Source organism: Achromobacter sp. ACM03, from assembly GCF_014851665.1.
GTDB lineage: Bacteria > Pseudomonadota > Gammaproteobacteria > Burkholderiales > Burkholderiaceae_B > Achromobacter > Achromobacter aegrifaciens.
On sequence record NZ_JACVAD010000010.1, the window covers coordinates 19749 to 38048 of the forward strand.

Annotated in this window: 20 protein-coding genes; 12 read left to right on the forward strand and 8 right to left on the reverse strand. The window is 65.8% G+C overall.

Features of this window, described 5'->3' with window-relative positions; all coding sequences use genetic code 11:
• Nucleotides 1–16: 16 nt before the first annotated feature.
• Nucleotides 17–703, reverse strand: a complete 687-nt coding sequence (locus tag IB257_RS28675; protein ID WP_008157866.1) for a response regulator — start codon at nucleotides 701–703, stop codon at nucleotides 17–19.
• Nucleotides 684–1256 (reverse strand): RNA pyrophosphohydrolase, encoded by a 573-nt coding sequence (locus IB257_RS28680; RefSeq protein WP_042796390.1) that lies wholly within the window; start codon nucleotides 1254–1256, stop codon nucleotides 684–686. The genes IB257_RS28675 and IB257_RS28680 overlap by 20 nt, the downstream gene beginning before the upstream one ends.
• Before the next feature lie 65 nt (nucleotides 1257–1321).
• Between IB257_RS28680 and IB257_RS28685 the strand changes: the two genes are divergently transcribed.
• From IB257_RS28685 to IB257_RS28730, 10 genes are all read left to right on the forward strand, one after another.
• A complete protein-coding gene (locus IB257_RS28685; protein WP_192493184.1) occupies nucleotides 1322–3049 on the forward strand; it encodes a proline--tRNA ligase in 1728 nt (575 codons plus the stop codon).
• A 53-nt stretch (nucleotides 3050–3102) separates the two neighbouring features.
• Nucleotides 3103–3525, forward strand: a complete 423-nt coding sequence (gene ybgC / locus IB257_RS28690; protein ID WP_054458513.1) for a tol-pal system-associated acyl-CoA thioesterase — start codon at nucleotides 3103–3105, stop codon at nucleotides 3523–3525.
• Nucleotides 3526–3527: 2 nt separating this feature from the next.
• Nucleotides 3528–4208: a protein TolQ gene (gene tolQ, locus IB257_RS28695; protein WP_054458511.1), complete on the forward strand. Its 681-nt coding sequence runs from the start codon at nucleotides 3528–3530 to the stop codon at nucleotides 4206–4208.
• Nucleotides 4208–4666, forward strand: a complete 459-nt coding sequence (locus IB257_RS28700) for an ExbD/TolR family protein (protein ID WP_054458509.1) — start codon at nucleotides 4208–4210, stop codon at nucleotides 4664–4666. Before tolQ ends, IB257_RS28700 begins: the two co-directional genes overlap by 1 nt.
• Nucleotides 4667–4705: 39 nt before the next feature.
• On the forward strand, nucleotides 4706–5827 hold the full coding sequence (gene tolA, locus IB257_RS28705) for a cell envelope integrity protein TolA (protein WP_192493185.1): 1122 nt from the start codon (nucleotides 4706–4708) through the stop codon (nucleotides 5825–5827).
• Between the two features lie 16 nt (nucleotides 5828–5843).
• Entirely contained in the window at nucleotides 5844–7166 is a 1323-nt protein-coding gene (tolB, locus tag IB257_RS28710) for a Tol-Pal system beta propeller repeat protein TolB (RefSeq protein WP_054458554.1), read from the forward strand.
• A 31-nt stretch (nucleotides 7167–7197) separates the two neighbouring features.
• Nucleotides 7198–7698, forward strand: a complete 501-nt coding sequence (pal, locus tag IB257_RS28715; protein ID WP_042796384.1) for a peptidoglycan-associated lipoprotein Pal — start codon at nucleotides 7198–7200, stop codon at nucleotides 7696–7698.
• Between the two features lie 86 nt (nucleotides 7699–7784).
• Complete coding sequence (gene ybgF, locus IB257_RS28720) at nucleotides 7785–8474, forward strand: tol-pal system protein YbgF (RefSeq protein WP_054458506.1); 690 nt, start codon at nucleotides 7785–7787, stop codon at nucleotides 8472–8474.
• Nucleotides 8474–9517, forward strand: coding sequence for an iron ABC transporter permease (locus IB257_RS28725; RefSeq protein ID WP_192493186.1), 1044 nt, complete (start codon nucleotides 8474–8476; stop codon nucleotides 9515–9517). Before ybgF ends, IB257_RS28725 begins: the two co-directional genes overlap by 1 nt.
• Complete coding sequence (locus IB257_RS28730) at nucleotides 9514–10323, forward strand: ABC transporter ATP-binding protein (RefSeq protein WP_192493187.1); 810 nt, start codon at nucleotides 9514–9516, stop codon at nucleotides 10321–10323. Before IB257_RS28725 ends, IB257_RS28730 begins: the two co-directional genes overlap by 4 nt.
• Nucleotides 10324–10341: 18 nt before the next feature.
• Here IB257_RS28730 and IB257_RS28735 read toward each other — a convergent pair whose 3' ends face one another.
• Nucleotides 10342–10839 (reverse strand): YbaK/EbsC family protein, encoded by a 498-nt coding sequence (locus tag IB257_RS28735; protein ID WP_054458501.1) that lies wholly within the window; start codon nucleotides 10837–10839, stop codon nucleotides 10342–10344.
• A gap of 129 nt (nucleotides 10840–10968) precedes the next feature.
• On the opposite strand from IB257_RS28735, the gene IB257_RS28740 reads away from it, so the two are divergent.
• Nucleotides 10969–11778: an alpha/beta fold hydrolase gene (locus IB257_RS28740; RefSeq protein WP_054458499.1), complete on the forward strand. Its 810-nt coding sequence runs from the start codon at nucleotides 10969–10971 to the stop codon at nucleotides 11776–11778.
• Nucleotides 11779–11808: 30 nt separating this feature from the next.
• On the opposite strand, the gene IB257_RS28745 is transcribed toward IB257_RS28740, so the two are convergent.
• On the reverse strand, nucleotides 11809–12279 hold the full coding sequence (locus IB257_RS28745; protein ID WP_054458496.1) for an Lrp/AsnC family transcriptional regulator: 471 nt from the start codon (nucleotides 12277–12279) through the stop codon (nucleotides 11809–11811).
• 244 nt (nucleotides 12280–12523) lie between these two features.
• Here IB257_RS28745 and IB257_RS28750 point away from each other — a divergent pair, with 244 nt between their 5' ends.
• Entirely contained in the window at nucleotides 12524–13480 is a 957-nt protein-coding gene (locus IB257_RS28750) for a DMT family transporter (protein WP_225589286.1), read from the forward strand.
• Nucleotides 13481–13487: 7 nt separating this feature from the next.
• Here IB257_RS28750 and fusA read toward each other — a convergent pair whose 3' ends face one another.
• From fusA to IB257_RS28770, 4 genes are all read right to left on the reverse strand, one after another.
• Complete coding sequence (gene fusA, locus IB257_RS28755) at nucleotides 13488–15599, reverse strand: elongation factor G (RefSeq protein ID WP_054458492.1); 2112 nt, start codon at nucleotides 15597–15599, stop codon at nucleotides 13488–13490.
• Nucleotides 15600–15868: 269 nt separating this feature from the next.
• Complete coding sequence (locus IB257_RS28760) at nucleotides 15869–16333, reverse strand: universal stress protein (protein WP_013391481.1); 465 nt, start codon at nucleotides 16331–16333, stop codon at nucleotides 15869–15871.
• 100 nt (nucleotides 16334–16433) lie between these two features.
• Nucleotides 16434–16778 carry a TIGR01244 family sulfur transferase gene (locus IB257_RS28765; protein WP_042796377.1) on the reverse strand — a complete coding sequence of 115 codons (345 nt, stop codon included), beginning with the start codon at nucleotides 16776–16778 and terminating at the stop codon, nucleotides 16434–16436.
• 38 nt (nucleotides 16779–16816) lie between these two features.
• On the reverse strand, nucleotides 16817–18277 hold the full coding sequence (locus IB257_RS28770; protein WP_054458490.1) for a PLP-dependent aminotransferase family protein: 1461 nt from the start codon (nucleotides 18275–18277) through the stop codon (nucleotides 16817–16819).
• Nucleotides 18278–18300 lie beyond the last annotated feature (23 nt).

The following is an 18300-nucleotide window of genomic DNA, read 5'->3' on the forward strand; positions in this document are numbered from 1 at the left end:
ATAGCCGCAGCCTCACTCAGGATTCCGCGGACTCGCTGGCGACGCTTTCCAGCATGTAGCCCAGCCCGCGCACGGTGACGATGCGCACGTCGCTGCCAGCCAGCTTCTTGCGCAGCCGGTGCAGCACCACCTCGATGGCGTCGGGATTGGCTTCGCTGTCGTGCGTGAAGACCTTGCCGAACAGCTGGGATTTGTCCACCGGATAGCCGCTGCGCGTGAGCAAGGCAGCCAGGGCGGCATGCTCGCGCGGGGTCAGGAACAGCAGCGAGCCGTCCAGGGTGAAGGCGCGGCTTTCGCTGTCGTAGGACAGCGAACCGCATTGCAGGCGCGGATGCTGGCGGCCGCGGCTGCGCCGCACCAGCGCCGTCAGGCGCGCTTCCAGTTCCTCGAGCGCGAAAGGCTTGGTGAGGAAATCGTCCGCGCCCAGGTTCAGGCCACGCACGCGGTCCTGCAAGGCGCCCTGGGCGGTCAGCAGGAGCACGGGGGTGCGGTCGTCGCGGTTGCGCATTTCACGCAGCACCACCAGGCCGTGCTTGTCGGGCAGGCGCAAGTCCATGACGATGGCGTCGTATTCGGTACCGGCCATGAAGGCTTCGGCGGTGCGGGCGTCGGCCGCGTGGTCCGGCACGAACCCGCTCTGGGCGAGCGCGCGCATCAACCAGGACGCCATGTCCCGTTCGTCTTCAACCAACAATATGCGCATGACCGTCCGTTCCTTCGGGCAGATTCTCTGCCGCCCGTTGCCCGTGCACCCGCTGGCGCAAGTAGCGGGTTTCGTGATGGCGCCGGAAGAGGATAGCCGACAGCTCGTTCAGCGCCTGGGTGTAGACGTCGCGCTTGAACTCGATCACGGCGTCCAGGGGCACCCAATACTGGCTCCAGCGCCAGGCATCGAATTCCGGATGCTGCGTCGCGCGCAAGCACACGTCACTGTCACGTCCTACCAGGCGCAACAAGAACCAAATCTGTTTTTGTCCTTTATAGTGGCCACGCCACTCACGCCGGACGAAGTGATCGGGCACGTTATAACGTAACCAATCGCGTGTACGCCCCAAAATACGGACATGCTCGGGCTTCAAGCCCACCTCTTCATGGAGTTCGCGATACATGGCCTGCACCGGGCTTTCGCCATACTTGATGCCGCCTTGGGGGAACTGCCAGGCATGTTCCCTGATACGCTTGCCCCAAAAGACCTCGTTTCTACCGTTGACGAGAATGATGCCGACATTGGGGCGGTAGCCTTCGCGGTCAAGCATGGGCCACCCCCACCGAATTCAATACAATTACGATCGATTATACGTATCTGCAGCCACCTTTAAACATGCGCGCATCCAACTACCACATCAACACCCTCAAAGAAGCCCCTTCCGAAGCCGAAGTCGCCAGCCATCAGCTGATGACCCGGGCAGGGATGATCCGCAAGCTCGCGGGCGGCATCTACACCTACATGCCCCTGGGGCTGAAAGTCATTCGCAAGGTCGAGGCCATCGTCCGCGAAGAAATGAACGCCGCGGGTGCGATCGAGCTGCTGATGCCGGTGGTGCAGCCGGCCGAGCTCTGGCAGGAGTCGGGCCGCTGGGAGCAATACGGCGCCGAGCTGCTGCGCATCAAGGACCGGCACCAGCGCGATTTCGTGCTGCAGCCCACGTCCGAGGAAGTCATCACGGACATCGCGCGCAATGAAATCCACAGCTATCGCCAGCTGCCGGTGAACTTCTATCACATCCAGACCAAGTTCCGGGACGAGCGCCGCCCGCGCTTCGGCCTGATGCGCGGCCGCGAATTCACCATGAAGGACGCCTATTCGTTCGACCGCGACGAAGCCGGCGCGCAGGCCAGCTACGACACCATGTTCAACGCCTACATGCGCATTTTCGGTCGTCTGGGCCTGGAATTCCGCGCCGTGGCCGCTGACACGGGCTCGATCGGCGGCACCCGCAGCCACGAATTCCAGGTGATCGCCGACACCGGCGAAGACCTGCTGGTCTACAACGCCGACTCGGACTACGCCGCCAACATGGAACTGGCCGAGGCCCCCGGCCTGTACCCCACCCGCGCCGAACCCGCCCAGGCCATGGCCGAAGTGCCCACGCCGGGCGCCGCCAAGTGCGAAGACGTGGCCAAGCTGCTGGGCCTGCCGCTGGAGCGCACGATCAAGTCCATCGTGCTGGCCACCGACGGCGAGAAAGGCGCCGACATCTGGCTGCTGCTGCTGCGCGGCGACCACGAACTCAATGAAATCAAGGCAGGCAAGCTGACCGGCCTGGCGGGCTTCCGTTTCGCCACGGAAACCGAGATCGTCGAAACCTTCGGCTGCAAGCCGGGCTACCTGGGCCCGGTCAAGACCGTCCGCCCCGTGCACGTCATTGCCGACCGCACCGTGGCCAACATGGCCGATTTCGTCTGCGGCGCGAACAAGGAAGACTTCCACATCCAAGGCGTGAACTGGGGCCGTGACCTGCCCGAGCCCGAACTGGTGGCGGACCTGCGCAACGTGGTTGCCGGCGACCCCTCGCCGGACGGCAAGGGCACCCTGTCGATCCAGCGCGGCATCGAAGTCGGCCACGTGTTCTACCTGGGCAAGAAGTACTCGGAAGCCCTCAAGGCCACCTTCCTGGACGAAACCGGCAAGCCCGCCGTCCTGGAAATGGGCTGCTACGGCATCGGCGTGACCCGCATCGTGGGCGCGGCCATCGAGCAGAACCACGACGCCCGCGGCATCATCTGGCCGCGCGCGATCGCCCCCTTCGAAGTGGTAATCTGCCCGGTCGGCTGGGGCAAAAGTGAAACCGTGCGTGACACCGCGCAAAAGCTCTATGAATCCCTGCTGGCGCGCGGCGTGGACGTCATCCTGGACGACCGCGATGCCCGCCCGGGCGTGATGTTTGCTGAATGGGAGCTGATCGGCGCCCCGCTGCGTGTAACAGTTGGAGAACGCGGGCTGAACGATGGTGTGGTGGAATTGCAGGCCCGTCGGGAAACCGAAGCGGCCAAGATTCCGGTAGAGTCCGCGCTTGAAGCCGTGCTGACGAAACTCGACACGCTGTAAACTTTATAGTAACTACGGACTTTCCGCGTCCCGACTGCCCTTTCCTATCCATCGTGACCGATCCGAAGTCCGCCGAATCCGTCCTGCAGGTCCGTGTCTATTACGAGGACACGGATGCAGGCGGAGTGGTTTTCTACGCCAACTACTTGAAATTCCTGGAGCGCGCACGCACCGAGTGGCTGCGCGACCTGGGGGTCAACCAGTCCAACCTGGCGGTCAGCGAGCAACGTCTATTCGTTGTCCGCTCGCTGGACATGTCCTACCGCAAGCCGGCCAGGCTGGACGATTTACTGACGATACGCAGCCGGGTCACACGACTGGGCCGCGCTTCGATACACTTCGCGCAACGCGCGGAACGCGACGGGGAACTGCTTGCCGAAGGCAACATCCAAGTCTGCTGCGTCGATGCCGTTCACATGCGGCCGGCGGAGTTGCCGGCTGACGTTCGCGCCAAACTGGAATTCATTCAGGAATAACCATGCAAGTCACCAACGACATGTCGTTGCTTTCGCTGATTTCGCACGCCAGCGTGCCGGTCCAGCTGATCATGCTGATGCTGTTGGGCATTTCGATCATGTCCTGGACCTATATCTTCGCCAAGCGGCTGGCGATCAAGCGGGCCCATGCCCAGACCCGCCGCTTCGAAGACGATTTCTGGTCGGGCGGCGACCTGTCCATGTTGCAGCAGGCCGTGGCCTCGCGCCGCGACGAGCAAGGCGCGCTGGCTCGCATCTTCGATGCCGGCATGACCGAATTCCTGAAAGCCCGCCGCGGCAATGCCTCCGGCGACGCCACCGCCCTGCTGGACGGCCCGCGCCGCGCCATGCGCGCCGCCTACCAGCGCGAGATGGATTCGCTGGAATCGCACCTGAACTTCCTGGCTTCGGCCGGCTCCGTGTCCCCTTACATCGGCCTGCTGGGTACGGTCTGGGGGATCATGCACGCCTTCATCGGCCTGTCGAACATGCAGCAGGCCACCCTGGCCTCGGTGGCTCCCGGCATCGCGGAAGCGCTGATCGCCACCGCCATCGGCCTGTTCGCGGCCATTCCCGCCGTGGTCGCCTACAACCGCTTCACGAACGACATCGATCGCATCTCGATCCGTTTCGACAGCTTCGTCGATGAATTCCTGAACATTCTGCAACGGCAGGTGCGCTAATGCCCTCGGTAAGCTCACGCGGCAGGTCCGGCCGCCGCATGAAGGCCGACATCAATGTGGTGCCGTACATTGACGTGATGCTGGTGCTGCTGGTCATCTTCATGGTGACCGCCCCTCTCATCACGCCCGGCCTGATCCAGTTGCCCTCCGTTGGCGCGGCCTCGGACGTGCCGGTCAAGCCGCTGGAAGTCCAGATTTCGGAAGACGGCAAGATCGCCCTGCGCGTGCGCGAACCCGGCGCCACCATGCAGGACATCGCGCGCCCCGAACTGGTGGCGCAAGTGCGTTCGCGAATTACCGCGGAAACCCCGGTGGTCATCGCCGCCGACGGCAAGGTGCCCTACGAGACGGTCGTGAAGGTCATGGATGAACTTCGCACCAGCGGCATCACCCGCCTGGGTCTGCTGGTGGACCAGTCCGCCGGCGCATCCCAGCCTGCTCCCGCGAAAAAACGCTAACGCGACGCCTTCCGCCGGCGCCGCCGGCATGCAACGCTCATGACGCCACCCATAATCCGACACCGCAGCGGCCCCCCGGCCACCCCGCCCAACCACGACAACCGGAAGGCATTGATCCTGGCCGTGGCCGTGCACGTGCTGCTGCTGATCGTCTTGATCTTTGGCGTGAACTGGCGCTCCGAGAGCCCCGGCCCCGTGCAGGTACAGCTCTGGGCAGACGGCAACTCGCCCGACTCCCCGCCGCCCACGCCGCAACCCGACCCCCCGAAGCCGCAGCCCAAGCCGGAACCGAAGCCCGAGCCTGAAAAGGCGCCCGAGCCTCCCCCGCCGCCGCCCCCTCCTCCCAAGCCTGAGCCCGAGGCCCAGCCCAAGACCGAGGAAGTCGATCCCGAGATCGCGCTGCAGGAAGCCAAGAAAAAGCGCGAGCAAGAGGAAAAGGCACGCCAGGCCGCCGAAGCCGCCAAGGAAAAGGCGCGCCTCGACGAAGAACGCAAGCAGGCCGAGCTGAAGGAAAAGAAGCGCCTGGAGCAGGAACGCCAGGCCGCTGAAAAGGCTGCTGCCGAAAAGGCCGCCGAGAAAGCCGCCGCCGACAAGGCTGCCGCCGAGAAGAAGGCCAAGGACGACGCTGCCAAGAAGGCCGCGGCGGAAAAGGCTGCCGCCGAAAAGGCCGCTGCCGAGAAGGCTGCGGAAGAAAAGGCTGAAAAGGCGGCTGCCGAGAAGGCTGCCGCCGAGAAGAAAGCCGCGGCCGAGAAGAAGGCCAAGGAAGAAGCCGCCAAGAAGGCCGCCGCCGACAAGGCGCTGAAGGATGCCTTCCGCAACGACGCCCTGGGCGCCGCCGGCATCCCCGGCGGCACCGCCGACCGCAATCAGGCGGGCGGCGGACGCGACAGCGGCTATGGCGCCAAGGTCCGCGCCTGCGTGCAACCCGGGGTGGCTTATCCGCCCCCGCCCCGCAGCGGATCGGAAAATCCCACGGCACAATACCGGGTACAGTTAGGTTCCGACGGGAAGGTCAACGGCGTCACCTTGACCAGTTCTTCGGGCAATGCCGGCTTCGACCGTGCGGTCGAGACGGGCATCCGCCGTTGCAACCCCTTCCCGAAGCCCTCGACGGGCCGCTACGAACCCATTATTGACGTTGTGTACAGAATGTATGATTGACAGGAGATTGATGAATATGACTCCCGCTTATAGCCGACGAGTACCCCCCCTCGCTCTCTGGCGATCGTATGGACTCGGGCTGCTGATGCTGGCCCTGGCCTGCCTGATGGCCATCAAGCCCGCCCATGCGCAGCTGCGCGTCGATATTTCCGGTACCGGCGCCACCCAATACCCCGTGGCCATCGCCGATTTCGCGGTCGACGACACCCATGGCCGCGCCCTGGCCGAAGTCATCCGCGCCGACCTGACCCGCACGGGCCAGTTTCGCCTGATCAACGCCGCCGGTTCCGGCCTGAACGTGGACTCCCCCATCGCCCATGACGACTGGCGCGGCAAGGGCGCCGACTTCATCGCCTACGGCAGCATCGTGCGCGGCGCCGACGGCCGCTACGACGTGCGCTACCGCCTGGCCGACACGGTCAAGAAGAGTCAGCTGGACGGCGTGGCGTTCTCGGGCACCGAGCAGGAACTGCGTCGCGTGGCGCACCAGATCGCCGACCGCATTTACGAGAAGATCACCGGCGTTAAGGGCGTTTTCTCGACCCGTATCGCGTACGTGCTGAAGAAGGGCGCCACCTACGAACTGCAGGTGGCGGACGCCGACGGACAGAACCCGCAGGTCGCCCTGCGTTCGCGCGAGCCCATCATTTCGCCGTCCTGGTCGCCCGATGGCTCCAAGCTCGCCTATGTGAGCTTCGAATCCGGCAAACCTGTCGTCTACGTGCACAATCTGGCAACCAGCGCCCGCTCGCCCGTCGCCAACTTCAAGGGCAACAACAGTGCGCCCGGCTGGTCGCCCGATGGCAGCAAGCTGGCGGTGGCTCTGACCCGCGATGGTTTGTCGCAAATTTACATCGTTGGCGCGACCGACGGCTCGAATCCGACCCGAGTTACGCGTTCTCCCGGGATTGACACCGAACCGAGCTTTACGCCAGACGGTGCTTCCATTATCTTTACGAGTGACCGCAGCGGCGGGCCGCAGATCTACCAGACCGGCTCGAGTGGTGGCGAAGCACGCCGCCTCACGTTTAATGGTGGTTACAACATATCACCCCGAATTTCCCCCGATGGATCGACGCTGCTGTACGTTGCAAGACGCGACGGCGCGTTTCGAATCGCATCGTTGAACCTGTCCTCAGGCTCCGAGACCTTGTTGACTGATGGTCGTGACGATCAGTCCCCGAGTTTTGCGCCGAATGGAATGCAAGTCCTCTACGCAGCCATCCAAAATGGCCGTAGCGTGCTTGCTGGTGTCTCGAGCGATGGCCGCGTACGGCAGACGCTTTCGGTACTGAATGGGGAAATACGTGAACCGACTTGGGGCCCATTTACCCGATAACACGTGTGACTCTCTTTGCAAAGGAACTATCATGAAGTCGCGCATTGCCAAAAGCCTAACCATCGCCGCTCTGGCTGCCGCCCTGGCAGCTTGCAGCTCCGTCCCTCTCGACGATAAAGCGGGTCAGGGCGGAGGCGCTGGCCAAGGATCCTCGGCCTCTGGCCAGATCCTTGATCCCTTCAACCCCCAAAGCATCCTGGCGCAACAGCGCTCGGTGTACTTTGACTTCGACAGCTACACGGTGTCGGACCAGTACCGCAGCTTGGTCGAAACCCACGCCAAGTACCTGGCCTCGCATCAGCAGCAGACCATCAAGATCGAAGGTAACACCGACGAACGCGGCGGCGCTGAATACAACCTGGCCCTGGGCCAGCGCCGTGCCGACGCTGTGCGCCGCATGATGACCCTGCTGGGCGTCAGCGACAACCAGATCGAAACCATCAGCTTCGGTAAAGAAAAGCCGAAGGCGACTGGCACGTCGGAAGCCGACTTCGCGGAAAACCGCCGCGCCGATATCGTTTATCGCCGCTAAGCTTTTTCGTATAGTCTAGAGCCCTACCACGCGTCGGGACGGTCAACCGGCCGTCCCGACGTTTGTTTTTATACCCGGGAATTTTCATGCGCGATAACGTTCTGTCCCTGCGTCCTCTGATTGCGGCCACCGGCCTGGTGCTTGCCGCCCTTGCGGCGCCCGCCCACGCTTTTTCCGACGATGAAGCCCGCCGGGCCATCCTGGACTTGCGCCAACAGGTGCAGCAGCAGAACGAACAAAGCCAGCGCGCCAAGCTGCAATTGGCCGACCAGATCCAGGCCTTGCAGCAGGAAGTCGCCCAACTGCGCGACCAGCTCGAACTGGTGTCGCGCCAGCAGCCCTCGGCCAAGCCGGGCGGCGCGGCGGGCAGCGCCAATCCGCCGGGGGCCTCCGCTGGCGATCCCCAGGAACAGGCCGCCTATGACGGCGCGATCGATCTGTTCCGCAAGGGCCAGTACAAGGAAGCGTCCGAATCGCTGGCCGCCTTCACCGCCCTGTACCCTGCCAGCCAGCTCGCGCCCAGCGCCCAGTTCTACCTGGGCAGCAGCCGCTATGCGCTGAAGGACTTCAAGGGCGCCATCGAGCAGTTGAACGCCATGGTGCAGAAGGCCCCGGACAACGCGCGCGCACCGGACGCCCTGCTGGTCATCGCCGGCAGCCAGATCGAAATGAACAACCGCGCCGGTGCCAAGACCACGCTGCAGCGCATCGTGCGCGACTACCCGACCACGCCGGCCGCCAACACGGCCAAGAGCCGTCTCCAGCTGCTGCAGTAATGCCGCCTGCCGCGAGCGCGGTTGCCGCTTACCAGCACATCCTGCGCCGCCGGGCAGGGCTTATCGCCCTGCTGCTGGCGGCGCTTTTCATTGCGCTGCTGGCCGACTTCACGGTTGGCCCTTCGGGCCTGCCCTGGGGCGAACTGTGGCAGACGCTCACGGCTCCCGCCGCGGCCGATCCAACCACACGCGTGATCGTGTGGGAGATCCGCCTGCCATCGGCGCTGATGGCGGCTCTGGTCGGCATGGCGCTGGGAATGGCGGGTGCGGAAATGCAGACCATCCTGAACAACCCGCTCGCCAGCCCGTTCACGCTGGGCGTGTCGTCCGCTGCGGCCTTTGGCGCCTCGCTGGCCATCGTGCTGCAGCTGGGCCTGCCCGGCGTCCCCGCCGGCTGGCTGGTGGCGGGCAACGCCTTCCTGTTTGCGCTGCTGGCGGCGCTGATGCTGGACGCCGTGACCCGCTGGGGCGGCATGAATACGTCGGGCGTGGTGCTGTTCGGCATTGCCATGCTGTTTACCTTCAATGCCCTGGTGTCGCTGGTGCAGTTCATGGCCAGCGCCGAGGCGCTGCAGAACCTGGTGTTCTGGACCATGGGCAGCCTGTCGCGTTCCAGCTGGATCACGGTCGGCGTGCTGGCTGCGGCCTTCGCAATGGCGCTGCCGCTGGCCATGCGCCAATCCTGGAAGCTGACCGCGCTGCGCCTGGGTGAAGACCGCGCCGCAAGCTTCGGCGTGGACGTGCGCCGCGTGCGCGTCGCGGCGCTGGCCCGGGTCAGCCTGCTGTCGGCGCTGGCCGTGGCTTTTGTCGGCACGATAGGCTTCATCGGGCTGGTCGCGCCGCACATTGCGCGGCGGCTGTTTGGCGAGGACCACCGGTTCTTCCTGCCGGGCAGCGCGCTGGTGGGCGCGGTGATCCTGTCGCTGGCGTCGATCGCCTCCAAGAACCTCATGCCGGGCGTGATCGTGCCGGTAGGCATCGTGACGGCACTGGTCGGCATACCCTTTTTTGCGTCGGTGGTGCTGCGCCGGCAGATGCCATGACCGCGCCGCGCACCGCTTCTGCAACGACGCTATCCGTGCGCGGCCTCACCGCCGGCTACGGACGCACGGACGTGCTGCATGCGCTGTCGATACCCGAGTTGGCCGCCGGCCAGGTGACCGCCCTGCTCGGCCCCAATGGCAGCGGCAAATCCACCCTGCTCAAGGCACTGGCGGGCCTGGTCCGCGTGCGCGCCGGCAACGTCACGCTGGACGGCCGCGACCTGCTGCGACAAAGCTTCGGCGAACGCGCGCGGCACGTGGTCTACCTGCCCCAGGGCCTGCCCGCCGCCGTGCACCTGCGGGTGTTCGAATCCGTGCTGGTGGCGGCCAAGGCCGGCGACGGCCTGGGTACGCCGGTGGACATGCACGCCATAGACCGGCTGCTGGAGCGCCTGGGCATTGCCCATCTGGCCTTGCAGTACCTGGATTCGCTGTCCGGCGGACAGAAGCAACTGGTGGGACTGGCGCAGGCCTTGATCCGCCATCCGCGCGTACTGCTGCTGGACGAGCCGCTTTCGGCGCTGGACCTGAACTACCAGTTCCACGTCATGCAACTGCTGCGGCAGGAAACCCTGGAGCACGGCCTGATCAGCGTCATCGTGCTGCATGACCTGAACGTGGCGCTGCAGCACGCCGACCGGGCCGTCATGATCCATGATGGCCGGCTGCACGCCGAGGGGCTGCCGGCGGATGTGATCACGCCGGCATCGCTGGCGGCGGTCTACGGGGTGGAAGGACGGGTGGAGGCCTGCTCGCGCGGCCTGCGGCAGGTGCTGATCGACGGGCTGCAAGTACACCCGCACTGAGCGCGAGACGGCGCGATGTCAGGCGCGCAGCGCCACATCCACGACCGGCGCGCCGGTCATGTCCGCCAACTGCCGCGGCGTCAGGTTGAACACCGCGTGCGGATGCCCGGCGGCGGCCCACAGGCTGTCGTAGTTGAAGAGATCCGCGTCCAACAGCATCACCGGCTTGACCGCATGGCCGATGGGGCAGACGCCGCCGATCGCGTAGCCGGTCATGTCGCGCACGAACTTCGCGTCCGCCTTGGCCAGCCCGCCCACCTGCGAGGCCACCTTGGCCTCGTCTACGCGGTTCGCGCCGCTGGCGATGACCAGCACCGGCGCGTCATCCGAGGCGCGCCGGAAGATGATGGACTTGGCGATCTGCGCAACCTCGCAGCCTAGCCCCGCCGCCGCTTCCGCCGAGGTCTTGCCGGTTTGCGGCAGGACGACCACGGGCTTGTCATGGCCCAGCTCCAGCAGCAGGCGCGCGACGCGCTGGGCGGATTCGGGCAAGGCGGCAAGGGACTCAGGCGACATCGGGGCGGCTCCGTGGAGTTGGGAAATCAGCGCGGCCAGCGCGCCGAGGGATCGGAAAACGAGTTTATCAGCGCCGGGGCCCGGCGCCTGCGGGCTAGAATGCGCTCCTGGCTTTCCCATCCGACACCCATGCGTTCCGAACCCGTCCTGCCCCTGCAAACCGCCCTGATCGGCGGCTACGCCTTGTCCTACACCGAGTACGGCAGCGGCGCGCCTCTGGTGCTGGTGCACGGTTCCCTGTCCGACTGCCGCTACTGGAAGTCGCAGATGGCGCCGTTGGGCAAGTCGTTCCGCGTGCTGGCGGTATGCCTGCGCCGCTACTGGCCCGAGACCTGGGATGGCGAGGGTGATGGCTTTTCGATCGAACAGCATGCCAGCGACGTGCTGGAGTTCATCGATACCGTGGCGGGCGAACCGGCCCATCTGGTGGGGCATTCCCGCGGCGGCCGCGTAGCGCTGGAAGCGGCGCTGCAGCAGCCCGGCGCGCTGCGCAGCCTGACCCTGGCCGACCCGGGCCTGCCCTTGCCTGGTGACGACGACCTGCGCGGCGGTTTTCGCCAGCGCGCGCTGGCGCTCATCCGCGACGGCGAGATCGAAGACGGCCTGGCGCTGTTCGTGGATACCGTGACTGGCCCCGACACCTGGCAACGCATGGTGCCGTGGTTCAAGGAGATGGTGCGCGACAACGTCGGCACGCTGTTCGGACAGGCCGAGGAGAAGCCCGAAGCGCTGACGCCGGCGCAGATCGGCACGCTGAAGCTGCCGACCCTGCTGATTGGCGGCGCGCTCAGCCCTGCCCCCTACCCGGCCGTGCTGGACGCGTTGTCGCAATGGCTGCCGCAGGCGCAGCGGGTGACGATCACGGGATCGTCGCATGGCATGAACTTGGGCAATCCGCGCGCCTTCAACGGCGCCATCGAAGCCTTCATCAACGGCTGACGCCGGATCTGCCCGGCCGCAGCGCGCGCCTCAGGGTTCGACCGAAGGCGTGTGCTTCAAGCGCCGCAACACAAAGGTGGATCGGCTGTGCCGCACGCCGCGCAGCTTGTAGAGCCGCTTGCGCAGGAATTCCTCGTAGCCTTCGGTCCCCGCCACTGCCACCTTGATCAGATAGTCGTACTCGCCCGTCACGAGAAAGGCCTCGACCACTTCCGGCAGCCGCGTGATCTCTTCGCCAAAGCGCGCCAGCGTGTCGTCGTCGTGATGTTCCAGCGTCACCTCGATCATGACGGTGTCCGGCAGGCCCAGCGCTTTCTGGTTCAAGAGGGCCGCGTAGCCTTCGATCACGCCCGCCTCTTCCAGGGCCTTGACCCGGTTCCAGCAGGGCGTGGGCGACAGCCCCACCTGCTCGGCCAGCTTCAGGTTGGTAAGGCGTCCGTCGGCGCGTAGCGCGCGCAGGATCTTGCGGTCGGTTTCGTCGATTTTGGGCGATGCGGGCATGATGGACGGATAACGAAGATATTTTCCCTGCAAAAACTAATTCTACAAGACAACTATTCTCCTGATTCCCCAAATATGGCGTGAATCAGGAAACCTATTTTGTCCTCCTGCCCGTAGACTCTCCTGCAAGACGGTCACCTATCCCGCCCGTCCGATTTCGGCGTCCACGCTGCGGCATAACCCGGCGCAGGCGCCGGCAGTATCAACGCAGCACGCCGCGCGCCGATCCGCGCGGCAGGAAACCATGTCTCTCGCAGCAGCAGCACCCGCAAGATCCGGCCTGGGCCTGTCCGGCACCGCCATGCTTTTCGCCGCTCCGGCGCTATTCGCCTCCAACATGGTGGCGGCCCGCTGGGCCCATGATGCCAACCTCCCTCCTGTTTTTCTGGCCTTCGGCCGCTGGCTGGTCGCCCTGCTGATCCTGCTGCCGCTTGCCGCGCCCGCCCTGCGCGCGCACCGCAAGACCTTGTGGCGCGCCCTGCCGTCGCTGGCGCCGCTGGCAGTGCTGGGTATGGGCGTGGCCGTGGCACCGCAGTACATCGGCGCCCAGAACACCAGCGCGACCAATATCGCCCTGATCTTTTCGTGCAGCCCTATCCTGGTGGCGCTGCTGGAAGCCATCATCTGGCGCAAGCCGCTGTCCGCCCTGCGCGGCGCGGGCCTGGCGCTGGCCCTGGGCGGCGTGCTGGTGGTGCTGGCGCGCGGCGATGCGCAGACGCTGGCCCGCCTGGATTTCGGCCAGGGCGACCTCTGGGTGCTGCTGGCCGCCACCGGCTGGGCCTTCTACACCGTGCTGCAAAAGCGGCTGAGTCTGCCCGCGGTGCCGGACAGCGCCCGGCTGGCGGCCATGATGCTGGGCGGCGTGCTGGCCCTGGCGCCCTTTGCCGCGATCGAGGCTGCGGCCGGCGCCACGCCGCCCTGGGGCGATCCGCGGCTGGCCGCGGTGCTGCTGTTCCTGGCGGTGGTGCCCAGCCTGGGCGCGTACTACGTGTACGGCCGCCTGATCAGCCAGGCGGGGCCAGCCACGGCGGGGCTGTCGATGTTCCTGGTGCCGGTCTATGCCGCGCTGCTGGCCTGGCCGCTGCTGGGCGAGGCCCCGCAGCTGTTCCATGCCTACGGCTTCGTGATGATTCTGCTGGGCGTGAAACTGGCCTCGTCGCGCATGCGCGCGGCGGCGGCCACGGCCGCCGCCCCCGCCTGACGTTGACTCAGCGGCCCGAGCCCTGGGCCGCCATCACTTCCTGCGCCACCTGGCGCGGCGCCTCGGCATAGTGCTTGAACTCCATGCTGTAGGTCGCGCGCCCCTGGGTCAGCGACCGCAGCGAGGTGGAGTACCCGAACATTTCGGCCAGCGGCACTTCGGCGCGCACCAGCTTGCCGCCGCCACCCGCGATGTCCTCCATGCCCTGCACCATGCCGCGCCGCGAGGACAAGTCGCCCATGACGTTGCCGGTGAAGTCTTCGGGCGTTTCCACCTCGACCTGCATCATGGGTTCCAGCAGCACGGGATCGGCGCGGCGCATGCCTTCCTTGAAGGCCATCGAGCCCGCCATCTTGAAGGCGTTCTCGTTCGAGTCCACGTCGTGGTACGAACCGAAGAACAGCGTCGCCTTCACATCCACCACGGGGTAGCCCGCCAATATGCCGGCGTTCAGTGCTTCGCGTATGCCCTTGTCGACGGCCGGAATGAATTCGCGCGGCACCACGCCGCCCTTGATGGCGTCGACGAATTCATAGCCCTTGCCGGGCTCCTGCGGCTCAAGCTTGAGCACCACATGGCCGTACTGGCCGCGTCCGCCGGATTGCTTGACGAACTTGCCCTCGACCTCGTTGCAGGTCTTGCGTATGGTTTCGCGGTACGCGACCTGGGGCTTGCCCACCGTGGCCTCGACGCCGAACTCGCGCTTCATGCGATCGACCAGGATCTCCAGGTGCAGCTCGCCCATGCCGGAAATGATGGTCTGTCCGGACTCTTCATCCGTGCGCACGCGGAAGGACGGATCCTCCTGCGCCAGGCGGCCCAGCGCGATGCCCATTTTTTCCTGGTCTGCCTTGGTCTTGGGCTCCACCGCCTGCGAAATGACGGGCTCCGGAAAGACCATGCGCTCCAGGATGATGATGTGGGCCGGGTCGGTGAGCGTGTCGCCGGTAGTGACGTCCTTGATGCCCACCGCCGCGGCGATGTCGCCCGCGTAGACCTCGGTGATTTCGCGCCGTTCATTGGCGTGCATCTGCAGGATGCGCCCCAGGCGTTCCCGCTTTTCCTTGATGGGATTGAAAACGGAGTCGCCCGACTTCACCACGCCGGAATAGACGCGGAAGAACACCAGCTGGCCGACGAAGGGGTCGGTCATGATCTTGAAGGCCAGCGCCGAGAACGGTTCGTTGTCGGTGGGATGCCGTTCGATTTCGTGGTCGCGCTGGTCATGGCCCTTGATCGCAGGCACGTCCACCGGCGAAGGCATGTAGTCGATGACCGCATCCAGCATGGCCTGCACGCCCTTGTTCTTGAACGCGCTGCCACAGAGCATGGGGACGATTTCGTTGGCGATGGTGCGCATGCGCAGACCCTGCTTGATCTCGTCTTCGGTCAAGGGTTCGCCCGACAGGTATTTTTCCAGCAGGGTTTCGTTGGCTTCGGCCGCCTTCTCCACCATCTTGTCGTGCCATTCCTGGGCCTGCGCCTGCATTGCGGCGGGAATGTCGCGGTACTCGAAGCGCACGCCCTGGCTGGCCTCGTCCCAGATGATGGCCTTCATCTTGACCAGGTCGATCACGCCTTCGAAATGGTCCTCGGCGCCCACCGGCAGCTGGATGGGCACGGCGTCGCCCTTCAGGCGCTCGGCGATCTGGCGCTGCACGCGCAGGAAGTCCGCGCCGACCCGGTCCATCTTGTTGACGAAGGCCAGCCTCGGCACCTTGTACTTGTTGGCCTGGCGCCAGACGGTTTCCGACTGCGGCTGCACGCCGCCCACGGCGTCGTAGACCATGACCGCGCCATCCAGCACGCGCATGGAGCGTTCGACCTCGATGGTGAAATCGACGTGGCCCGGCGTGTCGATGATGTTGATGCGGTGTTCGGGATAATTGCCCGCCATGCCCTTCCAGAAGGCGGTGGTGGCGGCCGACGTGATGGTGATGCCGCGCTCTTGTTCCTGCTCCATCCAGTCCATCACGGCGGCGCCGTCGTGCACCTCGCCAATCTTGTGGGTGATGCCGGTATAGAAGAGGATGCGCTCGGTGGTCGTCGTCTTGCCCGCGTCGATGTGGGCGCTGATGCCGATATTGCGGTAAAGCTCGATACGCGTCTTGCGAGTCATGGCCTCTTCCCTTGCAGTGAACTACCGGGCGAAGACGGCAAGCCCGACCGGGCCTTGCCGCGGCGGGCGCCATGCCGCGTAGGGTGCTTGAGAATCGCGGAACCGCGCCCGCACTGATGCGTAAATATTACGCGCGGCGCGCCAGGAAACAAGCCTAGTCCCTGCAAAGGCCAAGGATAAAAAAAGCCCCTCCAGCGGGAGGGGCTCGGTAGCCATGCACCAGCCTGGGGCAGCTCCGTAGAGCATTCCGCGGCGGTTGATGCGGCAGGCTACTTCTTTTCTTCCTTGACGCGATACACCAGCACTGCCGTGCTGGCCAGCGACAGGACCTTGGCGGTGACGCTGCCCAGCAGCAGGCGCGACAGGCCGCTGCGGCCGTGGCTGCCGATGAAGATCAGGTCGCAGCCGGCGTCGGCGGCGGCTTGCACGATGCCGTCGGCAACGTTGAAGTTCGACACGGCGCGCGACTCGGACTTCACGCCAGCGGTGTCGGCGCGGTCGGTGATCTGCTTGAGGTACTTGTCGGCCTGCTCGGCGGAGGCCTTTTCGTAGTCTTCGTCGGTGATGGCGTAAGCGGCAGCCATGCCGTCAAAACCGATCGTTGCCGCGAAAGGCTGGGTCACGTAGAGCGCGACGACTTCAGCGCCCACGGAACGCGCAAAGCAAATGCCGGCATTGGCGGCTTGGGCCGAGAGCGGAGAACCGTCGGTGGGAATCAGGATCTTCTTGAACATCTTGCCTGCTCCTGTTTGTGAGGTACCTCCATGCTACCGGAAACGCGCCAGGTTCACATCAACCGAACCCGGCGCGCCTTGACGCGCGTCAAGCCTGCGTTCAACCCAGCTGCTGGGCGGCGGCGAACAGATTGGTGCAGCGGGTGCCGGTGCGGCAGTACGCCAGGACCGGGCCGGGCAGCGTGCGCAACAGCTCGGCGAAACGCACCACGTCGGCGGCGGTCATGGCGCTGCCCACGACGGGCTGGTATTCGATCTGCAGGCCGGCGGCCAGGGCGGCCTTGGACACGTCTGCGGCGGTGGGCTGGTCCGGGCCGCCTTCGAAATCGGGACGGTTGATGATCACGCTCTTGTAGCCGGCGGCGGCGACGTCCGCCATGTCGTCCGGGCCGAGCTGGGGCGCGACGGCGAAATTCTGGGTCAGGGGTTTGATGGGTGCGGACATGGCGGTTCCTTCAATGGCTTCAAAGAGACAGCTTTCTATTATTGATTGCTGGAGACGTTTTGCGCGAAGATTTTTTCCAGATCGGTCCAGACGCCCCGATGATCGGCGATCGTGACCGAAAAGCGCAGCATCGTTGACGGCGCCTGGGACGGGGAAAACAGCGTGCCCGGCGCCAGCAGCATGCCGTGGTCGGCCGCCACGCGCGCCAGCGCCTCGGTATCGCGACCGTAGTCGGCCCAGACGAACATGCCGGCGTGGGGCTCGTGATGCACCGTCAAGCCCAGTTTCAGCAGTCCTTTCAGGCACCGCTGGCGGGCATCGTCCACCCGCAGGCGCACGCGTTCGATGTGGCGGCGGTACTGCCCTTCCATCAGCACCCGGTGGATCACCCGCTCGCCGAGTTCTGGCGAGGTCAGGCCGGCCAGCATCTTCAGGTCGGCGAGCTTCTGCAGGATCTCGGGATTCGCGGCCAGATAGCCCACCCGCAGGCTGGCCGCCAGCATCTTGGAATAGCCGCCCACCAGGATCACCCGCTTCAGGCGGTCCAGCGCGGCCAGCTTCATGGCGCCGCCTGGATGCAGTTCGCCGTAGGTGTCGTCCTCGACCACCAGGAAATCGTGGCGTTCGGCGATGCGCAGGATGTCGTAAGCGGCGCCGGCCGACAGCGTGTGGCCGGTGGGGTTGTGCACCGAACCGTTGATGATGAAGAGCTTGGGCTTGTGCTGGGCCGCCAGCTGTTCGAGCAGCGCCGTGTCGGGGCCGTCCGGGCCGCGCGGCACGCCGATCAGGCGCGCGCCGAAGGCGGCCAGCCGGCCGAAGATGACGAACCATGCCGGGTCTTCGACCAGTACGGTGTCGCCCGGTTTGACCAGGTGCCGCGCGATCAGGTCCAGCCCGTGCGTGACGCCGTTGGTCGTGAGCAGATTGAGTTCCGGATGCGCAGGCACGCCGTCGTTCTGCAGGAAGGCGGCGATCTGCTGGCGCAAGGGGCCGAAGCCCTGGGGATGCCCATAGCTGACCAGATGGCCGCGTACGGAGCGGCCCACGGCGCGCACCGCGCCTGCCACCATCTCGGGGTCCAGCCAGTCCGCGGGCAGCAGTCCCGCGCCGCCGGGCATGCCTGAAGGATTGGTGTCGCGGAACATGCTGCGCAGCAGCCAGGCGACGTCGATCCGCGCAGGCGGCGTGAACGCCGCGGGCGCCGCGCTGGCCACGGCGGCCAGTTGCCCGCTGCGCGCCCGTACGAAGAATCCCGCGCCGCGCCGCGACTGCACCAGGCCGCGGGCCACCAGGCGGTCGTAGGCCTCGACCACGGTGAAGCGGCTGACGCCCGACTGTTCGGCCATCTTGCGGATCGACGGCAGGCGGGTGCCGGGCCGCAGGCCCTGTTCATCGATGCGGCGCGCCAGCCCGTCGGCCAATTGCGCCACCAGGGTGGCGTCGGCCTGGCGCACGGGCTGCCAAGGCATGGAGGCGGTCGCGGCGGAAGCAACTGTCATGGGGATTTCACCAGGCCAGTGAT

Coding starts and splice junctions, on each gene's coding strand:
- IB257_RS28675 (WP_008157866.1), bottom strand. CDS start 703: ATGCGCATATTGTTGGTTGAAGACGAACGGGACATGGCGTCCTGGTTG.
- IB257_RS28680 (WP_042796390.1), bottom strand. CDS start 1,256: ATGCTTGACCGCGAAGGCTACCGCCCCAATGTCGGCATCATTCTCGTC.
- IB257_RS28685 (WP_192493184.1), top strand. CDS start 1,322: ATGCGCGCATCCAACTACCACATCAACACCCTCAAAGAAGCCCCTTCC.
- tolQ (WP_054458511.1), top strand. CDS start 3,528: ATGCAAGTCACCAACGACATGTCGTTGCTTTCGCTGATTTCGCACGCC.
- IB257_RS28700 (WP_054458509.1), top strand. CDS start 4,208: ATGCCCTCGGTAAGCTCACGCGGCAGGTCCGGCCGCCGCATGAAGGCC.
- tolA (WP_192493185.1), top strand. CDS start 4,706: ATGACGCCACCCATAATCCGACACCGCAGCGGCCCCCCGGCCACCCCG.
- tolB (WP_054458554.1), top strand. CDS start 5,844: ATGACTCCCGCTTATAGCCGACGAGTACCCCCCCTCGCTCTCTGGCGA.
- pal (WP_042796384.1), top strand. CDS start 7,198: ATGAAGTCGCGCATTGCCAAAAGCCTAACCATCGCCGCTCTGGCTGCC.
- ybgF (WP_054458506.1), top strand. CDS start 7,785: ATGCGCGATAACGTTCTGTCCCTGCGTCCTCTGATTGCGGCCACCGGC.
- IB257_RS28725 (WP_192493186.1), top strand. CDS start 8,474: ATGCCGCCTGCCGCGAGCGCGGTTGCCGCTTACCAGCACATCCTGCGC.
- IB257_RS28730 (WP_192493187.1), top strand. CDS start 9,514: ATGACCGCGCCGCGCACCGCTTCTGCAACGACGCTATCCGTGCGCGGC.
- IB257_RS28735 (WP_054458501.1), bottom strand. CDS start 10,839: ATGTCGCCTGAGTCCCTTGCCGCCTTGCCCGAATCCGCCCAGCGCGTC.
- IB257_RS28740 (WP_054458499.1), top strand. CDS start 10,969: ATGCGTTCCGAACCCGTCCTGCCCCTGCAAACCGCCCTGATCGGCGGC.
- IB257_RS28745 (WP_054458496.1), bottom strand. CDS start 12,279: ATGCCCGCATCGCCCAAAATCGACGAAACCGACCGCAAGATCCTGCGC.
- IB257_RS28750 (WP_225589286.1), top strand. CDS start 12,524: ATGTCTCTCGCAGCAGCAGCACCCGCAAGATCCGGCCTGGGCCTGTCC.
- fusA (WP_054458492.1), bottom strand. CDS start 15,599: ATGACTCGCAAGACGCGTATCGAGCTTTACCGCAATATCGGCATCAGC.
- IB257_RS28760 (WP_013391481.1), bottom strand. CDS start 16,333: ATGTTCAAGAAGATCCTGATTCCCACCGACGGTTCTCCGCTCTCGGCC.
- IB257_RS28765 (WP_042796377.1), bottom strand. CDS start 16,778: ATGTCCGCACCCATCAAACCCCTGACCCAGAATTTCGCCGTCGCGCCC.
- IB257_RS28770 (WP_054458490.1), bottom strand. CDS start 18,277: ATGACAGTTGCTTCCGCCGCGACCGCCTCCATGCCTTGGCAGCCCGTG.